The organism is Arsukibacterium sp., assembly GCF_041616895.1.
Taxonomy (GTDB): Bacteria; Pseudomonadota; Gammaproteobacteria; order Enterobacterales; family Alteromonadaceae; genus Alishewanella.
In genome coordinates this window covers 1-10,375 of record NZ_JBFJPY010000107.1, presented here as the reverse complement: position 1 = coordinate 10,375, position 10,375 = coordinate 1, and the positions used below count along the sequence as shown (strand labels likewise).

The 10,375-nt window shown below is 48.8% G+C and carries 10 protein-coding genes and 1 riboswitch; of the genes, 4 read left to right on the top strand and 6 right to left on the bottom strand.

Features of this window, described 5'->3' with window-relative positions; genetic code table 11:
* Positions 1-2,964: amidohydrolase (locus tag ABY802_RS14350; RefSeq protein ID WP_372627812.1), on the bottom strand; the 2,964-nt coding region annotated here is incomplete at its 3' end.
* 123 nt (positions 2,965-3,087) lie between these two features.
* On the opposite strand from ABY802_RS14350, the gene ABY802_RS14345 reads away from it, so the two are divergent.
* The 3 genes from ABY802_RS14345 to ABY802_RS14335 are packed head-to-tail and all read left to right on the top strand — an operon-like array spanning position 3,088 to position 5,523.
* Positions 3,088-3,348 carry a DUF1289 domain-containing protein gene (locus ABY802_RS14345; protein ID WP_372627811.1) on the top strand — a complete coding sequence of 87 codons (261 nt, stop codon included), beginning with the start codon at positions 3,088-3,090 and terminating at the stop codon, positions 3,346-3,348.
* A 10-nt stretch (positions 3,349-3,358) separates the two neighbouring features.
* The gene (locus ABY802_RS14340) at positions 3,359-3,913 is read left to right on the top strand and encodes an MgtC/SapB family protein (protein ID WP_372627810.1); all 555 of its coding nucleotides are present in this window, start codon (positions 3,359-3,361) and stop codon (positions 3,911-3,913) included.
* Between the two features lie 59 nt (positions 3,914-3,972).
* Positions 3,973-5,523: a cation:proton antiporter gene (locus ABY802_RS14335; RefSeq protein ID WP_372627809.1), complete on the top strand. Its 1,551-nt coding sequence runs from the start codon at positions 3,973-3,975 to the stop codon at positions 5,521-5,523.
* 67 nt (positions 5,524-5,590) lie between these two features.
* On the opposite strand, the gene ABY802_RS14330 is transcribed toward ABY802_RS14335, so the two are convergent.
* The 3 genes from ABY802_RS14330 to glpK form a co-directional block, all read right to left on the bottom strand.
* Complete coding sequence (locus ABY802_RS14330; RefSeq protein WP_372627808.1) at positions 5,591-5,962, bottom strand: DUF3718 domain-containing protein; 372 nt, start codon at positions 5,960-5,962, stop codon at positions 5,591-5,593.
* A gap of 112 nt (positions 5,963-6,074) precedes the next feature.
* A riboswitch (cyclic di-GMP riboswitch) is annotated at positions 6,075-6,160 on the bottom strand.
* 88 nt (positions 6,161-6,248) lie between these two features.
* A complete protein-coding gene (gene pcp, locus ABY802_RS14325; RefSeq protein ID WP_372627807.1) occupies positions 6,249-6,884 on the bottom strand; it encodes a pyroglutamyl-peptidase I in 636 nt (211 codons plus the stop codon).
* A gap of 38 nt (positions 6,885-6,922) precedes the next feature.
* On the bottom strand, positions 6,923-8,425 hold the full coding sequence (gene glpK, locus ABY802_RS14320; RefSeq protein WP_372627806.1) for a glycerol kinase GlpK: 1,503 nt from the start codon (positions 8,423-8,425) through the stop codon (positions 6,923-6,925).
* A gap of 79 nt (positions 8,426-8,504) precedes the next feature.
* Between glpK and ABY802_RS14315 the strand changes: the two genes are divergently transcribed.
* Complete coding sequence (locus tag ABY802_RS14315; RefSeq protein WP_372627805.1) at positions 8,505-8,831, top strand: DUF1840 domain-containing protein; 327 nt, start codon at positions 8,505-8,507, stop codon at positions 8,829-8,831.
* Positions 8,832-8,923: 92 nt separating this feature from the next.
* On the opposite strand, the gene ABY802_RS14310 is transcribed toward ABY802_RS14315, so the two are convergent.
* Positions 8,924-9,286 carry a hypothetical protein gene (locus tag ABY802_RS14310; protein WP_372627804.1) on the bottom strand — a complete coding sequence of 121 codons (363 nt, stop codon included), beginning with the start codon at positions 9,284-9,286 and terminating at the stop codon, positions 8,924-8,926.
* 59 nt (positions 9,287-9,345) lie between these two features.
* Complete coding sequence (locus ABY802_RS14305) at positions 9,346-10,350, bottom strand: ArsA family ATPase (RefSeq protein ID WP_372627803.1); 1,005 nt, start codon at positions 10,348-10,350, stop codon at positions 9,346-9,348.
* Positions 10,351-10,375: the final 25 nt, after the last annotated feature.

Genomic DNA, 10,375 nt, shown 5'->3' with positions numbered 1-10,375 from the left:
TTTAGCGGGGTTAATGGTGGCCGTTTTCAGCGCTTCCAGCGGGCTCATGCCGCCCTGGGCAAACATCCAGATCTCCCAGTGTGCGCCTAAGCCTTCACGCTGCCCATGGGCGCCAATGTTAGCAATAACACCGACATCCTGCAGTTGCTTGGCGGTTTTAACCACTTCAAAATGGTTATAGTGATGTTGTGGTGCGGTAGGGCGGCGCATACTGCGCGGCGCTAGTACATCCATTGGTACATACTGGCTTAACCGCGGGTGTTTCCACACTTCGGTTTTATCGTACCAGTAGTTCTCGCCCCAAATACCGCCGTAGGCAACGTTAAGGGTAGGGGTGTACGCGGTGCCACTGGCCTGCCACAGTTGCTTAATGTCGTCATATACTTTTGCAGCCGGCAGGGCATGCTCTATGGTGGTGTGGCCATCGACAATCATGGTCAGGTTATGCTGCATTAACGAGCCACCTTCCGGTACCACCATCATGCCTAGCTCACGCGCGGCCTGAACCACCTGCTGGCGCTGGTTACGCCGCGGCTGGTTATAGCTTTTTACACTAAATGCGCCCACTTTTTGCAACCGCTCTAAGTGGAATTTAGCGTCATCCAGGCTATCAATATGCGAGGTATAACCTGCACCTTCTGCACCGTATAAAATGGTACCGGTAGAGAAAATACGCGGGCCGACAATCTGGCCGCTTTGCTGCATTTCACTGGCCGCAAAAATTTCCCGGGTATCGTTCGAAGGGTCGTGGATACTGGTGACACCAAAGGTTAAACCCGCGTAGTTTTGCCAGTTTTGCTGCGGGGTAATTTGCTGATTACCCTGGCTGCCGTGGGCATGGGCGTCAAATAAGCCCGGCATGATGGTTTTGCCGGTAATATCAAACACTTTGGCATTGCTGGGTACGGCAACATCACTGCGACTGCCTACCGCTTTAATTTTATTGTTTTCAACAATAACCACGCCATCGGCAATAACCTCATCGCCTTTCATGCTTAGCACCTGACCACCGACAAAAGCTATTGTGCCTCGTGGGATATCAGCCGGAAATTTGAAACCAAGATCAATGCCGTTTTCTACTTTAAAATCATCGCTTTTGGCGCTGTGCTCGAACAAGCCATTAATGCTGGCATGATATAACTCAGGCCCTAAGCTCCAATAAAGGTTCTGGCTGTCACCGCTCCAGCTGATATGTTCACCGGCGCGGACCGACAGTTGCTTTACCGGTAGCTGCTTGTCTGTGCCGCTGATGTCAATGGCTTTGCCCCGTTCAATAAAGGGGGTTACAAATACTTTAAACCGATCGGCGAATGCCAGATATTTACCGTCAGGCGATAGTTTAAATTCAGTGCCAAATTTAGCCGTATATAAGGTTTTCTGGCTATGTTTTTGTAAATCGATACTAATAAAACTGGGTGTACTGCCATAATCCATGGCGTAAACTTTATCATTAGCGGCGCCAAACATTGGCGCATAGCCATTACGGGCAATCAGTTCGCTGTCACCGCCGCGGCTACTAATTTTATACAGGCCAGTATTAAGTGACCACTGCCTGGGCAATAAGCGGCCGGCACCAATTTTACGGTAAACCACGGTTTTGCCATCGGGGCTTAGGGTTGGCTCTATGTATTTCCCTGGCTCGCTCGTCAGTTTGGTTACTCGGCCATTTCGCAAGTTCAACAGGTTTACCGCGCCTTGTGTTTGATCGTTCCAGCTGACAAATACCAGCTCTTTACCATCGCGGGAAAACTCGGGATAAAATTCAAAATCGGTGGTTTGCTTGGTTAACCGACGCGGTTTCGGGTCGTTTAAATCGGTGATGTATAAATGACCTAATGCGGTAAATACCGCCTGCTTGCCATTGGGGGATACTTTGACAAAACGCAGCATTTTAACGTCAACGTCGGTAGTGTCTAAATCCTGTTTTACCCGCAGCGCAGTTTGGATCTGTTTGCTGGTATTCACTTCAAACGGCACGGTCGAGACTTGCTTGCTGGCAATATTCAGCCGCTTTATGTCACCGCCGGCCCAGAACAGCAAAGCTTTATTGTCAGGCGTCCAGCTAAGGGTTGGGTAAACCCCATGAATGGCCCAGGTTTCCTGCATGTCGCGGTCCAGACCATCATACAGTTTGATATGCTCGCCACTGGCTAAATCATATAAAAACAAGGTACTTTGAAAATCAACCCGGCGAATATAGGCTAAGTATTTGCCATCCGGCGAGGGCGTAGGGCGAATGGCACCACCCGCACCACCGAGTAGCTCTTCAATTTTTCCGGTTTCACGCTCAAAGCGTTTAATGACATAAATACCAGACTCTGAGTCTTTACTGTAGTGGAAGGTTTTGCCCGGTGTGTCGTCCTGGGAGAAGTAGATGTATTTACCATCTCGGGAAAAGGCCGGCTCACCTAAATCTTTCTGATCATTTGGCCGCTCGGTCAGCATAACCCCATTGCCACCACTGACATGGTACTGCCATACTTCACCGGCACCCAGCGAGCGACTGGCCGTAAAGTGTTTGCGGGCGACAATAAACTGGCCATCCGGGCTAAAAGCCGGGCTGTTCAGCAAGCGGAAGGTTTCATTGGTTACGGCACGCGGCTCGCTACCGTCGGCATTCATTAACCAGATATTGTCGCCACCATCACGGTCACTGGTAAAGGCAATGGTTTTGCCATCCGGGCTGAATACCGGCTGCATATTCCAGGCAATGTCGTTGGTCAGGGCCGTGGCTTTGCCACCGGCTATGGGCATGGTGTAAATATCACCCAATAAATCAAAAGCCAGGGTTTTGCCATCCGGGCTTACCGTAATATTCATCCAGCTGCCCTGCTGCACGTTAATATCGACGGTTTCAAACTGGCCTTGCGGCGCATTTACATCCCAGCTAGGAGCTTTTTCGTCCGCTTGCAGCGTTATACTGGCAATAGCCAGCGCCAGTAAACAAGGTTTAAGTTTCGTCATTGGTAGGTTCCCGTGGCGGTTTTCGTTATAGTTATGTACTGTGCCAGATTGGCATAAAGTGCTGATAAAGTTAAGCTCTGCTTCCTCTCAATACGACCAGAGCGCTGAAGGAGTCGATAGAATATGTCCGGGTTGCCTGCGCCAGAATCACCCTGTGTCGCCTGTTGTCGTTTAAACAGTGAAAAGCTGTGTGTGGGCTGTTATCGGCACATCACTGAAATTGTTGACTGGAACAGGCGGTCAGACGCCGAAAATTACGCTATATTACAAAAGGTTGCTCAAAGAAAGCGTAAAGCAAAGCAACAGCCGGTTGCTGATGAATACACAACGGCTATAACCCAGCAAGAATGGCAGGCGGCAAAAGCCATCGTAAGAGCAAAATAAAGGAAACTGTATGCCGGATTGGCAAACCATCATCGCAATAGAACCGCTAGGCTGGCAGGATCTACTTACCGCACTATGTTGTGGTTTTATAATTGGTCTGGAGCGGCAATTGCGCGGAAAGCCGGCCGGGATCCGTACCTCCATTCTGATTATTCTGGGTACCTACGTGTTTATTGCGGTATCCATGTCGGTCAATTCAGAGATGACCGATCCGTCACGAATTATCGGCCAGGTAATCACAGGTGTCGGCTTTCTCGGCGCCGGCGTGATGTTAAGCCGTGATGGCATGGTACTGGGTGTGACCTCAGCAGCAACCATCTGGGTATTGGCCGCTATTGGTGTCTGTATTGGTGTCGGCCACGATTTAGTTGCGATAAAATTATCATTACTGGTGGTAGCAGTGCTGGTGGGGGTTGGCGTGCTGGAAAGCTCGTCTTCCTCAATGCGCCGTGGGGTACACCGTACTTATAATGAGTGGGTTCAACGGGCCAATAACGGTATGTTTAAACGTCGCCAGGGTGATGTGCCGCCGCCAGGAAGAACTGATATTGATGATCCACATTAACATCGATTTTGAGGCTTTAGATATGATGATAGGGATAAAGGCAAGATTAGGATTAACCAATGCTTGAAGCTGTCTGGATAGGATTTGCGTTTTCACTGGGTTTACTGGTCCGATTGATTGGGTTACCGCCACTTATTGGCTACCTGCTGGCGGGGTTTGTAATTTCCGCTACCGCCAGTGAAATGAACCTGCCAGCGGATGGACCGTCAATTATTCACCATGTGGCGCATCTGGGCGTACTGCTGCTGTTATTTACCGTTGGTTTAAAATTAAACGTGCGCAGCCTGGCAAAAGCTGAGGTGTTAGGCGGCGGCACCTTGCATTTTGGTTTATCCATTTTGCTTACCTTACCTGCTGTGTTATTTATTTTTGAGGTTAGCTGGTATCAGGCATTAATGCTGGCCATTGCCTTAGCGTTTTCCAGCACGGTACTAGCGGCGAAGGTGCTGGAAAGTAAGCGCGAATTACGGGCATTTCATGGCAGGGTGGCGATAGGTATTCTTATAGTACAGGATTTGCTGGCGCTGCTGGTGATGAGCCTGGCCAGCGGCACTGTGCCTTCGGCCTGGGCCCTGCTGGTGTTCGCCTTGCCTCTACTTCGGCCACTGCTGTTTAAACTGCTTGATGCCAGTGGTCATGAAGATCTGCTGATCTTGTTTGGTTTATTGCTGGCGTTGGTGGTCGGCGGGCAGGGCTTTGAACTGGTGGGGTTGAGCTCTGAACTTGGCGCGCTGGTATTTGGGGCGATGCTGGCAAAACACCCGCGGGCAGGTGAGTTATCAAAATCGCTGTGGAGTATTAAAGAGTTCTTTCTGGTGGGGTTCTTTTTACAAATTGGTATAGATGGTCTGCCAGATGCTAATGCCTGGTTATTTGCCGGGGTAATGACCCTTATTCTGCCCCTTAAGGCTATCTTGTTTTTCTTATTACTGGTGTTATTTAAACTCAGGGCGCGCAGTGCCTTTCTGGCCAGCCTTAGTCTGACTAATTACAGTGAGTTCGGTTTAATCGTGGCCAGTGTGGTATTGCCAGAGTGGATGGTACCGCTAGCGTTGACGGTGGCCATTTCATTTGTTGTTTCAGCGCCATTAAACCGCTTAGCACACCCGCTGTACGAGCGCTTATGTGATCGGTTGCTGAAGTTAGAGCGCAATATTCATCATCCAGATGAACAGCCTGTGTCATTAGGCGATGCGGATGTGCTGATTATGGGGATGGGGCGCACCGGCACCTCAGCTTATAATTACCTTAAGCCCAGCAGAAAAATAATTGCGATGGATTCTGATCCGGCAAAAGTTGCTGATCATCAACAAAAGGGGATCAATATTTTTTATGTTGACGCTGAAGATCAGGTGTTCTGGCAGGGCTTGGATTATGGCAATGTGCAGGCAGTGATCCTTAGTATGAATGACGTGGAAGCTAAGGTTATTGCCGCTAAAAAGCTACGGGCATCGGGGTTTAATGGTTTTATTGTGTCGCACAGCATGCATAATGATGAAGCCCGCAATATTATCGCCGCTGGCGCTGATGAAACCTATTTAACCATGTCTGAAGCGGGAGTAGGTATTGCTGAGCATGTTAAGCAGCAATGCTTTGGTTTAAAAGCCTGAATCAGAAATAATTAAGGCGCCAACCTGGCGCCTTAATTTGTACGGATAAACGTTGGGGTGTCATCAGTTAGATGGCGGCACGCTCTTTAATGGCATTAATTACCGGTGAAGCAGCAAAGCCGTTGCTTTGAGCCCATTCCGCATCGCCAGATGCAGCCACAACGCTACTTGATAGCTGTTTAAGCATAAACTCAGCCGTTTCGTTAGCATTGTGCTTAATAGCATGGCGCACTAATGGTAAACCATCACAGACCACACTGTTATATACGGAAGATAAACGGACACGATTATCCGTTAATACTTTACGCAGGTTATTCCGGCTATCTGCTGCGACATAAGAACAAATAGTCATGGCTAATTGATCGTCGGCGGCAACAGGAGTACTTACAAAGGAGGTGGAAGCGATAACAGCGGCTAAAGCGATAAATTTGGTTTTCATATTCAAGCTCCGAATTGAGTCAGTTGACGATCATTGTTAGCAACCTGGGTTGCGGTACACGAAAGGTCTGCGTTTAACTCTGGACGAAACAGAATAAAACATCGCAATTTGCGACGGCAGCCCAGCTATCATAGGGTTTCCCCGTTAGACCTGAAGCTTTGCGTGATCATCTTTTCAGATGACTTGCCTTTCGAATTCGCGCATCATAATGAATGCTTAAAATTTATGCAAGTATTAAATTTAAAAAAATTTTATGGTGAAAACTGAATGAGTTATCGCTATCTGATCAGACCACTAGCTGGTCAGGGCGCTGCTGCAAACTCGTTTCAATCACAATTTGCACGGCCGATATCAGCGTAGCGAGTGCCATGCTCGGGGTATTGGGTTTATCTATTACCTGCTCAGGTAAATAGGGTAAATGAATAAAACCGCCTTTAATGCTGGCGTACTGGTTTTTAATCAGATGCATTAATCCATAAAAACTGTGGTTACAGACGTAGCTGCCGGCAGATAAAGACAGTTGTGCCGGAATATGTTGCAGCTGCAGGGCGTTTAGCGTGGCGTGCAATGGCAAATTGCTAAAGTAGGCCGCCGGGCCATGTGACGCCGTAAGGGAGTTACGCGGTTGCTGACCGGCGTTATCAGCAATATCGGCATCGATATAATTACTGGCAATTTTTTCAAGTTGCAGCTGCGCGCAACCACCGGCCTGGCCAAGCATAATAACCACAGCAGGTTTATGCTGATTAATAGCTTGCTCCAGGCTAAGCAGGCACTGCTTAAACACACACGGCAGTTGCTGGGCCACCACGCTGACCTCGTCATCCAATTGCCAGTGGTGTAATGCGCTGGCAACCTGCCACGAGGTATTTACAGATTCACCGGCAAAAGGTTCAAACCCGGTGATTAGTACCTTTGCCATCTTCAGACCTCGTTATTAATATTATTTAGCTGCTACTACTATAGCTGTTGCGCCAGCACTCCGGCAACTGCGGTTTGCCAGCGCTGATAAAGTTTTGTCTGTTCGCTGGCAGCCAGCTGTGGAACGAATTGCCGGTCGGCTTGCCACAATTGGCTTATTGCGTCGATATCAGCGTAGTAACCGAGGCTAAGCGCTGCTAAAAACGCAACACCATACACAGTGGCATCGGCGGTATTACAGCGCAGCACCGGTTGCTGGCACAAGTCAGCCAATGCCTGCACAAACCAGCAGTTGTTGGTCATGCCGCCATCGACTCTTAATTGTGCAACCTTAATACCATCCAGGCTCATGGCAGTAAGCAAATCAGCACTCTGATAGGCCACGCTGCAAAGCGCAGCGGCAGCCAGTTGTGTTTTACCGGTATCGCGGGTCATACCAAACAGTGCTGCTTTTGCCTCAGGTTGCCAGTAGGGCGCTCCCAATCCGGTAAACGCTGGTACCAGCAATTCAGTTTGCTGATAGTTACTTTTAGCTGCCAGCGCTTCGGTTTCACAGGCCTGACTGATAATGCCTAGTTTATCGCGCAGCCACTGTATGGTAGCACCTGCCATAAATATACTGCCTTCCAGCGCATAGGTGGCTTTGCCGTTTAACTGCCAGGCCAGGGTGCTTAACAGCTGATTACTACTGCGTATTATAGTATCGCCGGTATTGACCATGGCAAAGCAGCCAGTACCATAGGTACTTTTTAGCATACCCGGGCTGATACATGCCTGACCTAGCAAAGCTGCTTGTTGATCGCCTAACATCGCCATTACCGGGATTTCAGCACCGACTAAGTCAACTGAAGTACAACCAAACACACAGGCGCTGTCGCTAATTGTTGGTAACAGGCTCGCTGGAATATTAAAAAGTTCCAGAAGTTGCGCATCCCAGTTCTGGCTGGTTAGATTATACAGCGCTGTACGACTGGCATTACTGGCGTCAGTGGCATGTACTTTGCCATCAGTAAGCTTAAATAAAAGGTAGCTGTCGATGGTACCAAAACACAGCTGGCCGGCTTCTGCTTTGGCTCTTGCCCCGGCAATATTATCAAGCAACCAGCCAATTTTGCTGGCAGAAAAGTATGGGTCGGCGCGTAGGCCGGTTTTCTGACTAATTGTGTCTTCTACCCCGCGTTGCTGCAATTCCTTGCAAAAAGCAGCGGTTCGCCGATCTTGCCAGACGATGGCGTTCGCAATAGGCTTAGCGGTCTGTCGATCCCAAACCACTGTTGTTTCCCGCTGATTGCTAATAGCAATACCGCTGATTTTTGAAACACTTAATTCAGCGTTTCTTAACACCTGATCAATACAATCCAGCACGCTTTGCCAAATGTGTTCCGGCTCTTGCTCAACCCAGCCAGATTGCGGATAGCTTAAGCTTAACTCTTGTTGAGCCGTAGCAATTTGCTGTAATTGCTGATTAAAAATAACCGCCCGGCTGGACGTTGTGCCTTGATCTATTGCAAGAATATAATGAGCGTTATTAGTGGTTGCCATGTTAATACTGAAAAGTAGGTTATGCTTGCTATCAGAGTAGCAGCATATAACCAGGCAATACTATTAATGGAGCAATACTATGGTTACCTTTAAAAGCAAAGCAAGCCGGGATGTTGATTACCATACCAATGTGGGCATGCAATTACTGAAAATGATGGGACGTGATACTAAGCTGCCAAGCGCCATGTTTGCTGATGATGTACCTGAAGCACTCGCCCGTTTAAAACAGGCACTGGCAGAGCTGGCTGAAGATGACGCACCGGAACCTGAGCAAGCTGCACCAAAAACCCCAGCCAGTGACGATGAAGAAAAACCAGAGCGGGTCAGCCTGAAGGTAAGAGCCAAGCCACTGCTGACCCTTTTGCATAAAGCACAGGAAGCAAATGTTGGCGTAATGTGGGAATAGCATTAACACATTTTTAATGTGTAGCGATAACACACTTGTCTGGTATCGAATCGATGCAAAGTGCTAAATTGAAAATTGACAGTTGTATTTCACTAGTCGGCGGCCAGCTTATTTTTGCATTGTAACAAGCGTGTTTTAAGGTCATTTATTGGTTGTTGTTCGGCTGCTGTCACTGGCGTGTTTGTGGTGGCAGCGTTTAGCATCAGGCTAAAGACACTGAAATGTTGCTCTATCTGATCCAGCTCACATTTACATTCTGCTTTAATGGCCTCAGCGGTATAGCCTTTACTGCTTAATACTTCAACGCAACGTTGTAAATAGCCTTCCATCACTTGGGCTTTGAAATCGCTGTCAATATTGTCAGCCGAGGGGGTTACTGCAATTACTTCGCTCGTTATCACGCCCGCGAAAACGAAAGCAATAACCAACGTTAAACGAGTGTTTTGGTAGTTCATTTACTGCTCCAGCCTGTGCTAAAAACGCTCACCATACCCGATAATTGGGTAAAAATCAGCTACAACCCTGCCTGCTCCAGTAAGGTCGCCATATGCTGTAATGCCTTTAGCCCCTGAATATCGGTTGCTTGCAGCGGCACCTTATAGCGGGGGAGTGTAGCGAAATCTTGCTCTATCTGCGCCAGGTGTATTTTTTCCTGACTGCGGCGGGCAGCCAGAAAATCACCATCGGCAGTGTCGGGTAAAATGCGGTTAACCACCAGGCCAGCCAATGGCAGTTTTTCCTGCATTAAGCTTTGGATGGCGCGGCCAGTTTCCAGAATTGGCAGTTTTTCCGGGGTTAATATAAATAACAGTGCACTTTGCTGCTTATCGGTAAGTATGGTGCGGGTGCGTTGCAATAAGCGCTGTCTGGTTAGCAGGGTTTCAGTAATGGCTTTGGTGCGCTCATCCATACCGGATGATGCATGTTCAGCTGGATCAGCCAGTGGATTAGCCAGATCGCGGCCAGCTTTAGGCGTTAAATGCGCCAATACATCGCCGAGTTTTTCTGAGCGTTTACTGGCATTGAGTAAGCCCTGAGTCCAGGCAGCCATAGCTTCTGGCAGACTGAGTAAACGCAGGGTATGGCCGGTGGGGGCGGTGTCAAAAATCACCAGATCATAGTCGGTTAACCCCAGTTCAATGACATTTGCCATCCGCTCCAGCATTGCCGCTTCCTGCGCGCCAGGAGACTGGCGGGTTAAGCGCATTTGTCGCTCAATCTCACTGTACATCTCTGGGCGGGTAAAGCGCTTAAGTTGAGCACTGACTTTGGCAAGATGCTGTTCTACTTCGCGATCCGGGTCCAGCTCCAGACTATCCAGGTTTGGCGCTAAGCGGGTGATATTATCACCGATTGGCCGGTCAAAGGCGTCGCTTAAACTATGTGCCGGATCGGTGGATACCAGTAACACTTTTTTGCCGCGTTGGCTGGCTAACACTGCCAGCGCAGAGGAGGTGGTGGTTTTACCCACGCCACCTTTGCCGCCTACCAGCAATAAACGTTTATCGGTTAACAACATCTGACGTTATCCAATGGCGAGTGGG

Coding starts and splice junctions, on each gene's coding strand:
- ABY802_RS14305 (WP_372627803.1), bottom strand. CDS start 10,350: ATGTTGTTAACCGATAAACGTTTATTGCTGGTAGGCGGCAAAGGTGGC.
- ABY802_RS14335 (WP_372627809.1), top strand. CDS start 3,973: ATGCTTGAAGCTGTCTGGATAGGATTTGCGTTTTCACTGGGTTTACTG.
- ABY802_RS14310 (WP_372627804.1), bottom strand. CDS start 9,286: ATGAACTACCAAAACACTCGTTTAACGTTGGTTATTGCTTTCGTTTTC.
- glpK (WP_372627806.1), bottom strand. CDS start 8,425: ATGGCAACCACTAATAACGCTCATTATATTCTTGCAATAGATCAAGGC.
- ABY802_RS14340 (WP_372627810.1), top strand. CDS start 3,359: ATGCCGGATTGGCAAACCATCATCGCAATAGAACCGCTAGGCTGGCAG.
- ABY802_RS14315 (WP_372627805.1), top strand. CDS start 8,505: ATGGTTACCTTTAAAAGCAAAGCAAGCCGGGATGTTGATTACCATACC.
- pcp (WP_372627807.1), bottom strand. CDS start 6,884: ATGGCAAAGGTACTAATCACCGGGTTTGAACCTTTTGCCGGTGAATCT.
- ABY802_RS14345 (WP_372627811.1), top strand. CDS start 3,088: ATGTCCGGGTTGCCTGCGCCAGAATCACCCTGTGTCGCCTGTTGTCGT.
- ABY802_RS14330 (WP_372627808.1), bottom strand. CDS start 5,962: ATGAAAACCAAATTTATCGCTTTAGCCGCTGTTATCGCTTCCACCTCC.